The organism is Mesorhizobium humile (assembly GCF_033977215.1).
GTDB classification, from domain to species: domain Bacteria; phylum Pseudomonadota; class Alphaproteobacteria; order Rhizobiales; family Rhizobiaceae; genus Mesorhizobium; species Mesorhizobium humile.
In genome coordinates, this window is the sequence record NZ_JAVIIV010000001.1 from 47,331 (window position 1) to 62,956 (window position 15,626).

Below are 15,626 nucleotides of genomic sequence, written 5' to 3' on the forward strand. Positions count from 1 at the left end.
ATTCACGTCATCGGGTCGGCGCCAATCCTTACCCAATGTTCCAATAGAGCCTCTTGAAGCGGCAAGGTAGATGCAAGCCGCATTGGTTCGCCGTTAGACTGGGCAATGGTCTCCACCACGGCTGAGCGTTTCGCCGCCGGATTGACGTGGATGCGGAACTCAGCATCCAAGGTGTAGAGGCCAAGCTCAAACGCCCTATCGTGAGTGAGACACAAACACAGACCGTTCCCAATGTGGCCACGGAGCGAAACATTGTCGCTCCACCGCGCTATGTGCGATGCCACCAAGAAGCGATCATCGTCAACTGCGCAGCCGGGGAAGCAACACCTCCCCCCGTATAGGGCTTTGACCTCTTGAGCAAACTGCTGCTGCCCAACCCGCCGTCTCACAACAGCCAATACCGAGGCCGTTTTGACGTTGGCATAGTCCCTCTCCGCTGGCCGTTGCACGTCGTCGTCGAACAAGGCCCCCAGCAGTTCGTCGTCCACCTCGCTCAAATAGGCGCCGTTGAGACACTGAAGCCTGCCTGCCTGCCGCACGAAGAAGATGTTTCGCTTATCCGTGCCCTTCACTTTGTTGCGCTCGAAGTACGCTTCAAGCGGCTCGCGTCTGACCTTGAACAAGTCGTTCAGGTTGACTGGGGCTTCGAAGGGCGTGAACTGTTCAAGGTCAGCGCGGTAGAATGCGTCTGAAAATGACCATCCTTTAGGCTCGGGAGGCCGGTCGACCGTTGAGTAGCCATTCGATGCCGCGATCGAATACCCGACGAACTCGGCACTGGGCGGAACGCCCCGGAGGTGAAGTATGAGATCGCCTGCCTCCACATCTCCGACCTTGCTCCAGAAAGGCCAAGAACCCCCGTTCTCTTTCCGAACCGGAGCCCAAATACACTTTGTGAAACCCCAAGAGCCACCTCCATGGACGTCATCCCGCGACATCTCAAGGTACAGCATGGCCGATCTCCCCCCGGTATCGACAACAATCTGAGCGGCATTCAAAGCCCAAGTAAGGCTATCTCTTACCTCAATCGCGTCCAAGGCCCAAAGTAGGGGTCTTTCGTCCACAACTTGAGAAGGTTGTGGCCGCCGGCCGCCGCCACTTCGACCGCCCGCTTGGCGCTTTCCTGGCCCTTGATGTCGGCGAGGTCAGGCAGGTCGCGCGCGGCGAGCTTTATGCCGGCTTCGGGCCGCGACAGCACCTGCGTGCCGCGAAAGTGGTTGGCGACGGCGATCAGGCTGCGCGGCGCCAATATGTCGAAATCCTTGCCGGCCCAGGCCGCCTCCGGTCCGCAGGCGAAGGGACAGATCAGGCCCTTGCCTTCGGCATTGGCGCCGATCGCCGCCGGCAGCGCGCCGGCAACGCCTGCGATGGTGCCGTCGAGCGACAATTCGCCCAGCACCACATAGCCGGCCAGCATGTCGCCGGGTATGGCGCCGAGCGCCGCCATCAGGCCGAGCGCGATCGGCAGGTCGTAATGGCTGCCTTCCTTGGGAAGATCGGCCGGCGCGAGGTTCACCGTCACCTTCTTCGACGGCATCGACAGGCCCGATGCGTGCAGCGCCGCCTGCACCCGCTCGCGGCTCTCGGCCACCGCTTTGTCCGGCAGGCCGACGATCTGCATGCCGACCTTGCCCGGCCCGACCATCACCTGGACATCGACCGGAACGGCCTCGATGCCCTGGAAAGCGACCGTGCGAACCCGCGCCACCATTTGTCTCAAGCCCCCAATATCGGCTCGCGTGATCCTGCGATCAGGCCGCGAGCGAAATCAGGCTAGACAACCACAGATTTTCGCCTTGGGCAAGAACATTACGAGAACGCGAGCAACTGCGCGCCTCGTTATTCTCCGGCGGCATCGACAAGCCCGATGCTTGGAGCGCCGCCTGCGTCGTGGCGAGAACTACCCCCGCTTCCCCTCCACGCAATCCCAGAACAGGCTCGCGATATCCGCGCCGCCGAAGCGCTGCACTTCGCGCACGCCGGTCGGCGAGGTCACGTTGATCTCGGTCATGTAGTCGCCGATCACGTCGATGCCGACCAGGATGAAGCCGCGTTCTTTCAGAGAAGGCCCGATGCGAGCGCAGATCTCGCGCTCGCGCGCCGTCAGCTCGGTCTTCTCGGCGCGGCCGCCGACATGCATGTTGGAGCGGGAATCGTGCTCGGCCGGCACGCGGTTGATGGCGCCAACCGGTTCGCCGTCGATCAGGATGATGCGCTTGTCGCCCTTGCGCACGTCCTTGAGGTAGCGCTGCACGATATAGGGCTCGCGGAACAGCTGGCCGAACATTTCGAGCAGCGAGGCGAGGTTTCGGTCGGCCTCGTGCAGATGGAAGATGCCGGCGCCGCCATTGCCGTAGAGCGGCTTGACGATGATGTCGCCGAACTCCTTGCGGAAGGCGGCGACCTCCTGGGGATCCTTGGTGATCAGCGTTTCCGGCATCAGGTCCGGGAATTCGGTGACGAAGATCTTTTCCGGGCTGTTGCGCACCCAGGCCGGGTCGTTGACCACCAGCGTCTTCGGATGGATGCGCTCCAGTATGTGCGTGGTGGTGATGTAGTTCATGTCGAAGGGCGGGTCTTGCCTCAGCAGCACCACGTCCATCTCGGAGAGGTCGGTGCGTACTTTTTCGCCAAGCGAATAGTGGTTGCCCTTCTCGTCGCGCACCTGCATCTCCTCGATGCGCGCGAACACCTTGCCGTCCCGCAGCGACAGCCGGTCGGGCGTATAGTGGAAAAGCTTGTGGCCGCGCCGCTGCGCCTCGAGCGACAGCGCGAAGCTCGTGTCGCCGGCGATCGACACGGTGGAGACATGGTCCATCTGGACGGCGATCTTCAGCGGCATTTTTTCTCTCCGGCGTGCTCTGCCGCCGATATAAGGAAATCGGCGGCGTCTGCCAATCGTGCTCGCTTGGTGCAGACGCTTACCGGTCGAAGACCAGCCTGGAATAGCCGAGGAAGGACAGCGCCATGGCGACGATCGAGGCAAAGGCGAGCGCCGCCAGCGGCGGCAGCGCCGGCATTGCCAAGAGCAGCGCGCAATAGACCAGGTAGTTGACGATGCCGGTGGCGATGCCGACGCCGCCATAGCGCGCGCCTTCCTGCGCGATGCTTCGGCTCGACGGCGAGAAGGTCAGATGGCGGTTGATCTGCCAGGTGACGCAGAGCGCGAAGCCGATCGACAGCACGCGTGCCGAAAGCGCGCCGAGCGGCGTGGTGGCTAGCAGCAGCCAAAGCGCCGCCGCGTCGGCGACGAAACCGATGCCGCCGGTAAAGGCGAAGCGGACGAGGCGGCCCACCATGCCGCCCACTAGATCGTGATGGCGTTTCGTTGAATCGCCCTCACGATCTAACTCTTTGTTGGAGCATGAGCTTTCTCCGAAAACCGGTTCCCACTTTTCGGGATCATGCTCTAAGCCGCCCTTGGGGCCTTGCCCGGCTCGCTCTTCGGCGCGGCTTGCGCGGATATCCCGCGCTCGGCCCGGCCGGAGGAAATCGACAGGTAGAAGATACGCTTCTGCTCGGCCCGGCCGCGCGATACCGAATCGAGGATGAGGCCGGTCATCATCGAGAGCATGGCCAGCAGCAGCATGCCGATCGACAGCACCCAGGTCGGCATGCGCGGCACCAGTCCCGTCTCCGCGAATTCGACCAGCACGGGGATCATCAGGCCGATGCTCGCCGCCAGGAAGAACAGCGCGAACGTGCCGAAGAAGCGCAGCGGCTGCGTCTCCTTCACCAGCATGGCGAACATCCACAGGATCCTGGCGCCGTCGCGGAAGGTCGACAGCTTCGACGACGAGCCTTCCGGGCGGCGGCCGTAGTCGAGCGCCATCTCGCTTACCGGCAGCTTGAGCTGCGAGGCATGCACCGACATCTCGGTCTCGATCTCGAAGCCGCCGGAAACGGCGGGGAAGCTCTTGACGAAGCGGCGTGAAAACACCCGGTAGCCGGAGAAGATATCGGTGAAGTCGGTCCCGAACAGGCCCTTGTAGAGGCGGTTGAAGACGCGGTTGCCGAAGGCGTGGCCGTTGCGGCCGGCATCGTCGGTCACGCCGCGCCTGGTGCCCACCACCATGTCGCAGCGCTCCGTCTGCAGCACGTTGATCAGTTGCGGCGCATCCTCCGGCGCGTAGGTGCCGTCGCCGTCGGCCATCACATAGATGTCCGCGTCGATGTCGGCGAACATGCGCCGCACCACATTGCCCTTGCCCTGGCGCGGCTCGCGCACGACGGTGGCGCCGGCGGCGCGGGCTTTCAGCGCCGTGAGGTCCTTGGAATTGTTGTCGTAGACGTAGATCGCGGCCGAAGGCAGCGTCTCGCGGAAGCGCCGCACGACATCGCCGATCGTCAGCTCCTCATTGTAGCAAGGCAGGAGCACGGCGATGACCGGCTCGTGGCGGACTGCATGCGGCATGTCTGTCTCCGGACGCTCGATCAGCCTCCGGCCGCCTTTGTGCCGGCCCCTTCGAGCCGTTTTACTATTTATTGAAGCCGTTAAGGCTAGGTTTAAACCCGATCCTCTCCCTTCAAAGGCCATGGCAATGGGCACAGCCGAGAACGGCGCCGCCACCTGGAAGTCCGATCTGGTGCTGGCGCTGCTGGCCGCCCTGCTCGGCTTCGCCTTCAATGCATGGGCCGGCTTTGGCCAACTGACCGATGCGGGCGGCGACAACGACAACCTGCTGCGCCTCGTCGAGGTCCGCGACCTGCTGGCCGGCCAGGGCTGGTTCGACCTGCACCAGTACCGGATGGGGCTGGAAGGTGGTTTCGTCATGCACTGGTCGAGGCTGGTGGATGCGCCGATCGCCGCCATCGCGCTTGCCGCCTCGGCGCTCACCGGCAGCAGGCCACTCGGCGAGGACGTGGCGCAGGTGCTGTGGCCGGCGCTGCTGCTTTGGTCGACCTTGTTCTTCACCGCCCGCGCCGCGCGCAGCTTCGGCGGCGGTGGCGCGGTGCTGCCCGCCATCCTGATCGGCGCGGCCGGCTATTATTTCATCGGCATCTACGACCCCGGCGCGCTCGATCACCACAACGTCCAGCTGATGCTCACCATGGCAAGCCTCGCTTTGCTGCTCGAAGCGCCCGCGCGGCACCGGGCCGCGCTATGGTCCGGCCTCTGCGCCGCGCTGACGCTCGCCGTCGGCATGGAAACCGCGCCCTACGTCGCCACCATCGGCCTTTGCGTGGCGCTGCTGTTCGTCGCCGATCCAAACGGCGAGCGGGCGATCGCCCGGGATTTCGGTCTCGGCTTCGCCGGCGTTGCGGCACTTGTCTTCGTCACCACCGTCTCGCCGTCCGCGTGGGGCGTGGCACAGTGCGATGCCTTCTCGGTCGCGCAGTTCGTCGTCGCGGCCATTGCCGGCGCGGGGCTGGCGGCAATCGCCTCCGTCGAGCCCGCCGCCGGCAGCTTGCGGCGCAGGCTGGCGTCGCTTGCGGCGCTGGGCGTCGCCCTCGGCGTGGTCGTGGCGGTTCTGTTCCCGCAATGCCTCTCAGCCCCCTACGCCTCCCTCGATCCGCGCCTCAAGGAACTGTGGCTCGACCATATCGACGAGGCCCAGTCGCTGTTCACGCTGCTTGTCCGCGATCCGGCGCGCGTGGCGGCGCGTTACGCCACGCCGCTGGTCGCGATCATCCTGATGGCGCTGCGTTTGCGCCGCGGCGGCTGGCGGCGGCAGGACAGCCTCGTCACGGCACTGCTCGTCGTCGCTTTCGCGGTCGGCGCCTGGCAGGTGCGCGGCACCACCTTCTCGATCGCCTTTGCGGTCGTTCCGCTGTCGGCCTGGATCGCCAAATGGCGGGCGCGGGCCGAAACCAGTTCCTCGCTCGGCGTGGCGCTGCGCCTTGCGGCCGTCTGGCTGGTCTCGATCAACCCGGTCTGGACGGGCGTCGCCGCGGCCGCCTCGGTGGCGTTGGAAAAAGGCAAGGCCGTCGCCGAGGGCGGCGCTGTAGACAAGACCTGCGAGAAGAAGGTCACCTTCGCGCCGCTCGGCGCCATGGCCGACACCACCGTGCTGACGATCTCCAATCTCGGGGCGCCGGTCCTCGCCTATAGCGGCCATCGCGCCTTCGCCGGCCCCTACCACCGCAATGTCGCCGGCAATCTCCTGGCGCTGGACGCCTTTCTCGGCTCGGCCGATGATGCGCGGGCAATCGTCGAGGCACATCGCGTCGGCGTCGTCGCCGTCTGCCCCGGCAATGTCGAGACCCTAATCCTGACCCGGAAGGCTCCGCAAGGCTTCCTCGCCGGCCTGCTGCGCGGCTCCGTGCCGGACTGGCTCGAGCCGGTCGGCGAGAAGGGCGGCCCGATCGAGCTCTATCGTGTCAGGCAAGCCGGCTAAGGCAATTCCCGAAAGCTCGAAACGGCCTTTCGTCTGCAACTGCTTGAACGGAAGCTGTATCTCGGGAAAACGCCGTTCGATATTTCCATTAGAAATTACGCATAAACGAATATTTGGGCTGGGTTGCCGTCTCTTGCCCTTAAGCTGAACAGCCGCCGGCGAGCCAAGCAACTCCCAGACGATGGAAAATCGATTTTCCGATACTTTTCCTAAACGCTTTGCTGCCAGTCTGGCCGAAAATACCGACATCAGAACAGAGGCATGATGCAAACGACGTTTGGCACCGGTCAGCCAGGCAAGGAAAACACGGATCTGGCCTTCACGGATTCGTTGACCGGGCTCGGCAACCATCGTCGCTTCTTCGACAAGGTCGATCGCCTGATAAGCGACCGCGCCGACGATCCCGCGCCCTTCACCGTCGGCATCCTCGACCTCGACGGCTTCAAGCCGATCAACGACCTGTTCGGCCACAAGGCCGGTGACGACATCCTGATCCAGGTGGCGATGCGGCTGCGCGCCTCGATGGATGGCTATTCCACCGTCTGCCGTATCGGCGCCGACGAATTCGCCTATCTCTACCCGATGGTGTTCTCGGAGGAGCAGGCGGCCGAGAAGTCGCGCATGCTGATCGAGATCCTGTCGGCGCCCTATGATGTCGGCGAGCGCACCGCGAGGCTTTCGGCCTCGGTCGGCTGCTCGCTGTTCTATTCCGGCGATGAGACCACCGAGATCCTGGTCAACAAGGCCGAGACCGCGCTCTATCACGCCAAGCGCTCGGGCCGCGGCCGCGTCGTCGTCTATACCCGCGAGATGGAGGAGGCGGCCAAGCGCGTCACCCGCATCGAGCAGGCGCTGCGCCGCGCCGTCTCGGCCGGCGAGGTCGAGCCGCATTTCCAGCCGATCGTCGACTTGAACAGCCGCCGCACCATCGGCTTCGAGACCCTGGCGCGCTGGACCGATCGCGACCTCGGCGTCGTGCCGCCATCCGTCTTCATCCCGATCGCCGAGGAACGCGGCATCATCGGCCCGCTGTCGCAGCTGGTGCTGCGCAAGGCGACCGAGGCGGCGCGTAGCTGGCCGAAGGAACTGTTCTTGTCCTTCAACCTGTCGCCCTCGCAGCTCGTCGACCAGAACACCGGCCTGCATATCCTGGCCATCCTCGACCGCACCGGCTTCGATCCGCGCCGGCTGGAGATCGAGATCACCGAGACCGGCCTGATGAACGATCCGGCCTCGGCCGAGAAGATCGTCGAGGATCTGCGCCGCGTCGGCATCCGCGTCTCGCTCGACGATTTCGGCACCGGTCAGTCGTCGCTCGGCCGCCTGCGCGAGTTCCATTTCGACAAGCTGAAGATCGACCGCGCCTTCGTCTCCTCCATCCTCGACGACCGGCCCTCCGAGCACATCATCCGCGCCATCCTCGCCATGTGCGAAGGGCTCGGCATGGATGTCGTCGCCGAAGGCATCGAGGACGAGGCGCAGGCCGATCGCCTCGTCCAGTTCGGCTGCGCCGGCGGGCAGGGCTATCTGTTCGGCAAGCCGGCCGACGCCGACGCCACGCTCGGCTATCTGCGCGATTCCTATCGCGGCGCGCTGCACGCCAAAGCGATCTGATTAAAGCATGTCCCCCGAAAGTGGGAACCGGTTTCGGGACAAAGACATGCGTAGAATCAAAAACCTAAAGCGCAGGGGAGCGAATCTGAAAGATCGCGACGCGCTTTAGTTCCCCAGCACAGGGATTTTGACCGGTCGGCTCTTTTTGCTTGGGCAGGTAGCATGCGTTGGAGATTGGCCGAAACGCCCCATCGCGATCGTCATTCTAGGGCGGAGCAGGAGCGAAGCTCCGTCGCGGAGACCCTAGAATCCATGCCGTAACCTTCGCCGAAGAGCGCAGCGGAGCAGAATTCTGCACCGCAGCAACGCTTCCAAGTCACGGCATGGATTCTATGGTCTGCGCCGCGTCGCATCGCTCCTTGCTCCGCCATAGAATGACGAGCTTGGGGCGGCTTCAACCAATCCCCGGCGTTTGCGCTGATTTCACGGAAATGAACGGAAAATCTTGCGCCAAAATAGCATTTCGCTGTTTCCGTGAAACGGAGAAAACGCTCTGGAGCTTTTCGACGGTTCGAAAGACCGGCGGCCGCTATCGTGGCGACGCGTCGATCATTTTGTCAGACATAAGCGAGGGAATCCGGCTTTTCGCCCTTGCCCCCTCGACCTGTCTGGCTAGGATGCGCGCCGGCCAAACGGGAGAAACAGATCATGATGCCATCGGCGCGGTTCGCCGACCTCGACGGCGCCTCGGTGCTGATCACCGGCGGCGGCTCCGGCATCGGCGCGGCGCTGACCGAAGGCTTTATGCGCCAGGGCGCCAGGGTCGCTTTCATCGACATCGCCGACAAGCCAAGCACCGCCCTCGCCGACCGGCTGGAGAAGGAGCTTGGCCGCCGCCCGCTCTATCTCAAGGCCGACCTGCGCGACATCGAGGCGCTGCGCGCCGCCGCGGCCAGGGCGGCAGAGGCGCATGGCGACGTCACAGCGCTCGTCAACAACGCCGCGCTCGATGACCGCCACGCGGTCGAGGACGTCACGGTCGAGTTCTGGGACAACAACCTCGCCATCAACCTGCGGCCGCATTTCTTCACCGCGCAGGCCGTGGCGCCCGGCATGAAGCGCGCCGGCGGCGGCTCGATCATCAACTTCACCTCCACCTCCTATCTGATCAACCACCCCGATATGCCTGCCTACACCGCTGCCAAGGCGGGCATTCTCGGTCTCACCAAGGGCCTCGCCGGCAAGCTGGGCGCCGACCGCATCCGCGTCAACGCGGTGGCGCCGGGCTGGGTCATCACCGAGCGCCAGCGCGAGCTCTGGGTCACGGATCAGGGGCTTGCCGCCCATGTCGCCAAGCAATGCATCAAGGACGTCATGCAGCCCGACGACATGGTGGGCACGGTGCTGTTCCTGGCGTCGGACGCCTCGCGCATGCTCACCGCGCAGATGCTGATCGTCGATGGAGGTTTCCTGTGAGCCCGGCGCCCGCGGTTGCCGCGCTCGACTGGGGCACGACCAGGCTCAGGGCATGGCTGCTCGACGGCTCGGGCAAGGTGCTTGCAGAGCGGCGCGGCGACGACGGGCTGATCACCGCGCGCGAAAAAGGTTTTGCAAAGGTGCTGGAAGGCCATCTTGCCGCCATGGGCGCGCCGGAAACGCTGCCGGTCATCATCTGCGGCATGGCTGGTTCCCGCCAGGGCTGGATCGAGGCGCCTTACGTCACCGTGCCGGCGCCGATCGGCGCCATTTTGCGCGGCGCTGCCCGCGTCGACGGTGCGAGCCGCGACATCCGCATCGTGCCCGGCCTCGCGCAGCGCCTGACCGAGGCGCCGGATGTCATGCGCGGCGAGGAAACCCAGCTTGCCGGCGCCGGTTTGCCGGCAAAGGGACGCCATCTCGTCTGCATGCCCGGCACCCATTCCAAATGGGTCGCGGTCGCGGACGGCGCGGTCGAAGGTTTTGGCACCTGGCCGACCGGCGAATTGTTTTCGGTTTTAGCCACGCACTCGATCCTGAAACATTCGCTGGGCGAGCATCCCGCTCCGGTCGCCGCGGACAGCCCATTCTTCCGTCAGTGGTGCGAACGGGCGCTCGGCGAAGGCGGCGACGTCACCTCGAAACTGTTTGCCATCCGCGCCGCCGGGCTCTTGCAGGATCTGCAGCCCGCCGATGCGGCGGCATGCCTGTCCGGACTTTTGATCGGCGGCGAGATCGCCTCGGCAAGGCGCCGCTACGGCGCGAGCGACGCGCCGGTGGCATTGGTCGCCTCCGGCGCGCTGGCCACGCTTTATGGTTCCGCCCTGGGTTTTGCCGGTCTTGCTTTTCGTACTGTCGACGCCGATGAAGCGGTGCGCGCCGGCCTCGTCGAGGCGGCGCGCGAGAACGGCATGATTGGAGGCGCTTCATGAGCCAGACCGCACCCTTCCCGAAGCTGAAACGCGGCCTTGTCGCCATCCTGCGCGGCCTCAAGCCGGCGGAAGCCATCTCGATAGGCCAGGCGCTGTTCGACGCCGGCATCGAGGCGATCGAGGTGCCGCTCAATTCGCCGGAACCGTTTTCGTCGATTGCCAGGATCGTCGAGGTCCTTCCCAAGACAGCGCTGGTCGGCGCCGGCACGGTTCTGACCGCCGCCGATGTCGACGCCTTGCACAAGGCCGGCGGCAAGTTGCTGGTCAGCCCCAACATCGATGTCGAGGTCATGGGTCGCGCCATGCACCACGGCATGGTGACGATGCCGGGCGTGTTCACGCCCACCGAGGCCTTCCAGGCGATCCGGTTAGGGGCCTCGGCGCTGAAATTCTTCCCGGCCAGCGTGCTTGGATCGAGCGGCATCGCGGCGATCCGCGCGGTGCTGCCGGCGGCGACTCTGGTCGGCGCCGTCGGCGGCGTTTCCGACAAGGATTTTGCCGGCTACAAGGCGGTCGGCGTCAGCGTCTTCGGGCTTGGCTCGAGCCTCTACAAGCCCGGCGCGACGGTCGAGGACGTGGCGCAGCGCGCCCGCGCCGCGGTCGCCGCCTGGGATGAAGCTTTCGGAGTGGCGTGATGGACGGCGTTTCGGTTTTTTCCGACCATATCTGCGAGCTTGGCGAAGGCCCGAGCTACGATCCCGCCACCGATACGCTGTTCTGGTTCGACATCGTCAACGGCAAGCTCCTGGAAAAGCCGCTCGCCGGCGCGCTGAAAGTTCATGACCTGGGCGTCATGGCGAGCGCAATCGCGGTCATCGACGCCGATAGCCAGCTCATCGCAACCGAGATCGGCCTTCAGGTACGTGACGTCAAGACCGGCAGGCTGACGCTGCACACGCCGATCGAGGTCGACAACCCGCTGACGCGCTCCAACGATTCCCGCGTCCATCCCTGCGGCGCCTTGTGGACGGGCACGATGGGCAAGGACGAGGAGAAGGGCGCCGGCTCGATCTACTGGTTCTTCAAGGGCGAATTGCGCCGGCTGTTTTCGGGCATCACCGTCTCGAACTCGATATGCTTCTCGGAAGACGGCAAGATCGCCTACTACACCGACACCGCGACCGGGCTTCTGATGCGTGTGGCCTGCGATCCGGCGACCGGTTTGCCGGCAGGCGAAGCGAAAGTGTTCGTCGATCATCGCTCCTCGAAAGGCTATGTCGACGGTTCGGTCGTCGACCGCGACGGCGTGCTGTGGAATGCCGTCTGGGGCGGCAGGGCGGTGAAGGCCTATGCGCCGGACGGCACGCTGCTGCGCGAGATCGCCATGCCGGTGACGCAGGCTTCCTGCCCGGCCTTTGTCGGCCAGAAAGCCGACCGCCTGGCGGTGACCTCGGCCTGGAAAGGCAAGGACGAGAAGCAGCGCGCTCTTGATCCGCAGGCCGGCATGACCTTCCTGCTCGATATCCCGATCAAAGGCCGTTTCGAGCCGCGCGTTCTGATCGCTTAAAGCGCGTCGCGCCGAAACGGCTTCAGGCGACACGCTTTAAGTCTTTGTTTTGATGCATGTCGTTGTCCCAGGAACCGCTGCGCACTTCTGGGCGACATGCATTAATTCTTCGATAGAGAGATTTGAAAGATCGCCGTTTGTCGAGGGGCAAGGCTTTCACCGCTCATTCCATGAAATCAGCGCAAACGCTGGAGATTGGCCGAAGCCTCTCAACCTCGTCATTCCAGGGCGGAGCAAGGAGCGAAGCGACGCGCGCAGACCCTGGAATCCATTCCGTGACCTCGGCCGAATGGCACAACGGAACAGAATTCTGCACCGTGAGCGGTGCTTCGACGTAACGGAATGGATCCTCGGGTCTGCGCGCGTCGCTTCGCTCCTTGCTCCGCCCGTGGATGACGATCGTGATGGGCGTTTCGGCTAATCTCCAAGGCATGCCGCCCCCAAGGCAAACATAGCCGGCGGTCAAACCCGTGCTGGGGAATTAGAGCGTTCCGGCCGGAATTGCATCAAACAAGAGAGGCGGCGACTGGCTTATTATCGCGCAACCGCCCGGCCCGGTCGGTTTCCCGCAAGCCGATTGCAGCAGCCATGCGATGGTAGCGCCTGATTTCGCCCGGAGCATTCGATGCCGCAGCCGACGCTGATCCTTGTCTACGAGCCGGAAAAAGCCTGCTTTGATCGGCTTATCGCCGAGGGTTATCCAGCGGAGCGAGCCATCGAGATTTCGTCCTACCTGGCGCAATCGACCGACCTCGCGCCGGAATTCGGGCAGCTGACCGCGGCTTGCGAGAAGCGCCGCCTCGCTTTCAACCCTGTCGAGCTCGACGATGCGGCGCCGGTTCTGGCGAAAGCCGATCCGGCGACGACGCTGGTCTGGACGCTGACCGACGGCATCGCCTATTTCCGCGGCGGGGCGGCACCCGCAATGGCGCGGCTGAATGGCTTGCGCACCATCGGCGCCGACGATTCCCTTTTCGCGCTCTGCCAGGACAAGCTCCGCTGCGGCGCCGTGCTTGGCGCGCTCGGTCTTCCGGCGCCGCAAGCCGGCCTTGCCCGTAATGGCGAATGGCTCATCGAGCCGCCGGCCTCGCCCAAAGGCTGGTTCGTCAAGCCCAACCGGCTCGGCGCCAAGATCGGCATCTGGCCGGATTCGCGCATCAGCGATCTCGGCCATGCGCTGGAGCTTAGCCGGCGCGTCTTTTCCCATTATCGCGACGATGTCGTCGTCCAGCCCTATGTCGCCGGCCGCAACGTGCGGGCGAGCTTCCTTGGGCTCAAACACGAAACCGGCACCGATGCGCTCGGCATCGTCTTCGTCGATTCCGGCGGCGATTTTCAGACCATGGCCGATAGCATGGCGCTCTATGGCGAGACCGGCCAGGCCGCGAAGGATGCAGGCACTTATGTCGAGCCGGAGCTTGAGGCCGTGGGCGCCAGTCAGCCGGAGGCTGATCGGAAAATCCGCGCCATCGCGCAGAAACTGATAAGCGGTCTCGGCCTGAAAGATGTCTTTTCCGTCGATTTCAGGGTCGAGGCCGACGACACCGTGCATCTCATCGAGTTCGAAGTCTGCCCGGGCCTGCCTTGCTTCGATTTCCGCGATTATTGCCGTAGGCAGTGGGGCATGGAACTCGCCGACGCGATGGCGCAGACGGCGGCCAACAGGCTGTCGTTGTGACATTCATGATTGGCTAAGACCTAACGACTTCGTCATTCCAGGCCGGAGCAAGGAGCGAAGCGACGCAGCGCAGACCCTGGAATCCATGCCGTTGCCTCGGCCGTGGAGTGCAGCGGTGCAGAATTTTGGACCGTAGCGGCGCGCTGAAGTCACGGCATGGATCCTCGGGTCTGCGCCGCGTCGCTACGCTCCTTGCTCCGCCCGTGGATGACGACAAGGTGGACGCCCGCGACGAACTAAACCCCCTCGACCAGGACGATCTCGCCGTCGGCCACTTTCTGGCGGATGGCGACGGCGCGCTGATATTCCGGCGAGTGGTAGCACTCATGCGCCGCCGCAAGCGATTCGAACTCGATGATCACGTTGCGGGCGCGTCCAGGTCCCTCGGCCTTTTCATGCTCGCCGCCGCGCGCCAGGAACTTGCCGCCGAAGCGCTCGAAAGCCGGCTTCGCGGCGGCGACATAGTCCTTGTAGCCCTCGGCGTCGCGCACATCGACACGCGCGATCCAATATCCCTTCGGCATAATTTTTTCTCCTGTCTGTCTTTCGCGAGCGAGGACCAGTTCGGAAAGTCGCTCCGGTGAGGCAGTTGGTGGTGTTTTCGAGAACCGGCCTACGCCGGCCGTAGCCTCATAGAGCGCAGACACTTATGAGGGCTTCGGCCGGCGAAGGCCGGAGCGGAGCGTACTTAAAGTACGTGAGCACCGGAAGCGCAGAAAACGCCGCCAGATGACCGCCGGAGTAGAGTTTCAGAATTGGTCCTTAGGCGGATTGCATCTCGGCGAGGATCGCCTCGGCCGCGGCGCGGCGGTCCGGCGCCGCGACGATCGGCCGGCCGACGACAAGGTGGCTGGAGCCGTTGCGGATCGCCTGCGCCGGCGTCACCACGCGCTTCTGGTCGCCATGGTCGCTGCCCGACGGTCGGATGCCCGGCGTCACCACCGCCATGTCGGGTCCGACGATCCGGCGCACCGCCTCGGCTTCTTCAGCCGAGCAGACAATGCCGCCCATGCCGGCATGCAGCGCCTGTTCGGAGCGCCTGAGCACCAGCGTGTGCGGGTCGTATTCATAGCCGGCGTCGATCACGTCCTGCTCATCCATCGAAGTCAGCACCGTCACCCCGAGCAGGCAGAGCTCGCTGCCCCTGGCCGCCTCGACCGCCGCTCTCATGGTTTTGGGATAGGCATGCAGCGTCAGCATCGTCATGCCCATCTTGACGATGTTCTCGACACCCTTGGCCACCGTGTTGTCGATGTCGAGCAGCTTCATGTCGAGGAACACTTTCGTGCCGCCGCTGGCCAGTTCCCGCGCGAAATCGAGCCCGCCGGCGAAGGCGAGCTGGTAGCCGATCTTGTAGAAGGAGACTGCGCCCTCGAGCTCGCGCACCGCTCTTTCGGCCTCCTTCAGTGTCGGCAGGTCGAGCCCGACGATCAGCCGGTCGCGCATCGTGTCGGCCTCCGCGAAATTGATCACGCCTCGATCCGGGTCGACAGCATGCGCGAGGTTTCGATCAGTGTGCGGCATAGGCGCTCCATCGATTGGTGTAGTCTGGCGTCCCTGAATTGTCCGTCCTCGGCGAACGCCATGTCGGCCTCGGAGACCGAGCATTCCGGCGTGATCACCTCCATCTGGCAGCGCACCAGCACCGCGCGCAAATGGTTGATGCAGCGTATGCCGGCGAATTTGCCCTCCGAGGACGAGCAGAGCCCGACCGGCTTGCCGGCAAGCGGCCTGAACGCGCGGCTGCCGTCGCGCCGCATCCGGCTCACCCAGTCGATCGAGTTCTTGAGCAATGGCGGGATCGAGCCGTTATATTCGGGCGTCGCGATCAGCAGCCCGTCATGCGCCGCGATCTGGCGGCCGAGCTTGACCGCGTTCTCGGGGATGCCTTTTTCCTTTTCCAGGTCCTCGTCCATGATCGGCAGCGCATAGTCGCCGAGCGAGATGCGCGTCACCTCCGCGCCCTGCATGGCGAGTTCCTTCTGCGCCACATCGGCGGTCCGTCCGCTATAGGCGCCGGTCCGGACCGAGCCGGCGAAGACGAGGATTCTTGGGATCACTGCCATTGGCCACCCTTGTTCGGGGACAGGTACAGCCAAGGGAAGCGCAAATCAACGAGCGGGAGGCAGAAAACGTCAAGG

General features: G+C 64.6%; 14 protein-coding genes and 1 pseudogene. 7 read left to right on the plus strand and 8 right to left on the minus strand.

Annotated features, from left to right (window positions below; translation table 11 throughout):
- Positions 1-2: 2 nt before the first annotated feature.
- From RFM52_RS00240 to RFM52_RS00260, 5 genes and pseudogenes are all read right to left on the minus strand, one after another.
- Positions 3-953, minus strand: coding sequence for an HNH endonuclease (locus RFM52_RS00240; RefSeq protein WP_320293868.1), 951 nt, complete (start codon positions 951-953; stop codon positions 3-5).
- A 116-nt stretch (positions 954-1,069) separates the two neighbouring features.
- Positions 1,070-1,711 (minus strand): annotated as a pseudogene (locus RFM52_RS00245) (magnesium chelatase domain-containing protein); the annotation flags it as partial.
- Positions 1,712-1,900: 189 nt separating this feature from the next.
- Entirely contained in the window at positions 1,901-2,842 is a 942-nt protein-coding gene (gene gshB, locus RFM52_RS00250; RefSeq protein ID WP_320293869.1) for a glutathione synthase, read from the minus strand.
- A gap of 79 nt (positions 2,843-2,921) precedes the next feature.
- On the minus strand, positions 2,922-3,299 hold the full coding sequence (locus RFM52_RS00255) for a GtrA family protein (protein WP_430699222.1): 378 nt from the start codon (positions 3,297-3,299) through the stop codon (positions 2,922-2,924).
- 110 nt (positions 3,300-3,409) lie between these two features.
- A complete protein-coding gene (locus RFM52_RS00260) occupies positions 3,410-4,414 on the minus strand; it encodes a glycosyltransferase (RefSeq protein ID WP_320293870.1) in 1,005 nt (334 codons plus the stop codon).
- A 127-nt stretch (positions 4,415-4,541) separates the two neighbouring features.
- On the opposite strand from RFM52_RS00260, the gene RFM52_RS00265 reads away from it, so the two are divergent.
- The 7 genes from RFM52_RS00265 to RFM52_RS00295 all read left to right on the plus strand — a co-directional run bounded on the left by RFM52_RS00265 (position 4,542) and on the right by RFM52_RS00295 (position 13,485).
- A complete protein-coding gene (locus RFM52_RS00265) occupies positions 4,542-6,338 on the plus strand; it encodes a GtrA family protein (protein ID WP_320293871.1) in 1,797 nt (598 codons plus the stop codon).
- A 264-nt stretch (positions 6,339-6,602) separates the two neighbouring features.
- On the plus strand, positions 6,603-7,952 hold the full coding sequence (locus tag RFM52_RS00270) for a putative bifunctional diguanylate cyclase/phosphodiesterase (RefSeq protein ID WP_217578399.1): 1,350 nt from the start codon (positions 6,603-6,605) through the stop codon (positions 7,950-7,952).
- A gap of 648 nt (positions 7,953-8,600) precedes the next feature.
- Positions 8,601-9,368 (plus strand): SDR family NAD(P)-dependent oxidoreductase, encoded by a 768-nt coding sequence (locus RFM52_RS00275; protein WP_320293872.1) that lies wholly within the window; start codon positions 8,601-8,603, stop codon positions 9,366-9,368.
- Complete coding sequence (locus RFM52_RS00280) at positions 9,365-10,300, plus strand: 2-dehydro-3-deoxygalactonokinase (RefSeq protein ID WP_320293873.1); 936 nt, start codon at positions 9,365-9,367, stop codon at positions 10,298-10,300. Before RFM52_RS00275 ends, RFM52_RS00280 begins: the two co-directional genes overlap by 4 nt.
- On the plus strand, positions 10,297-10,935 hold the full coding sequence (locus RFM52_RS00285; protein ID WP_320293874.1) for a 2-dehydro-3-deoxy-6-phosphogalactonate aldolase: 639 nt from the start codon (positions 10,297-10,299) through the stop codon (positions 10,933-10,935). Before RFM52_RS00280 ends, RFM52_RS00285 begins: the two co-directional genes overlap by 4 nt.
- On the plus strand, positions 10,935-11,807 hold the full coding sequence (locus RFM52_RS00290) for an SMP-30/gluconolactonase/LRE family protein (RefSeq protein ID WP_320293875.1): 873 nt from the start codon (positions 10,935-10,937) through the stop codon (positions 11,805-11,807). Before RFM52_RS00285 ends, RFM52_RS00290 begins: the two co-directional genes overlap by 1 nt.
- A gap of 625 nt (positions 11,808-12,432) precedes the next feature.
- The gene (locus RFM52_RS00295) at positions 12,433-13,485 is read left to right on the plus strand and encodes a D-alanine--D-alanine ligase family protein (RefSeq protein ID WP_320293876.1); all 1,053 of its coding nucleotides are present in this window, start codon (positions 12,433-12,435) and stop codon (positions 13,483-13,485) included.
- Positions 13,486-13,721: 236 nt separating this feature from the next.
- On the opposite strand, the gene RFM52_RS00300 is transcribed toward RFM52_RS00295, so the two are convergent.
- The 3 genes from RFM52_RS00300 to RFM52_RS00310 all read right to left on the minus strand — a co-directional run bounded on the left by RFM52_RS00300 (position 13,722) and on the right by RFM52_RS00310 (position 15,551).
- Positions 13,722-14,009, minus strand: coding sequence for a DUF1330 domain-containing protein (locus RFM52_RS00300; protein WP_320293877.1), 288 nt, complete (start codon positions 14,007-14,009; stop codon positions 13,722-13,724).
- A gap of 238 nt (positions 14,010-14,247) precedes the next feature.
- Positions 14,248-14,931 (minus strand): orotidine-5'-phosphate decarboxylase, encoded by a 684-nt coding sequence (gene pyrF, locus RFM52_RS00305; protein WP_320294440.1) that lies wholly within the window; start codon positions 14,929-14,931, stop codon positions 14,248-14,250.
- A gap of 23 nt (positions 14,932-14,954) precedes the next feature.
- Positions 14,955-15,551, minus strand: a complete 597-nt coding sequence (locus RFM52_RS00310; RefSeq protein WP_320293878.1) for an NADPH-dependent FMN reductase — start codon at positions 15,549-15,551, stop codon at positions 14,955-14,957.
- Positions 15,552-15,626: the final 75 nt, after the last annotated feature.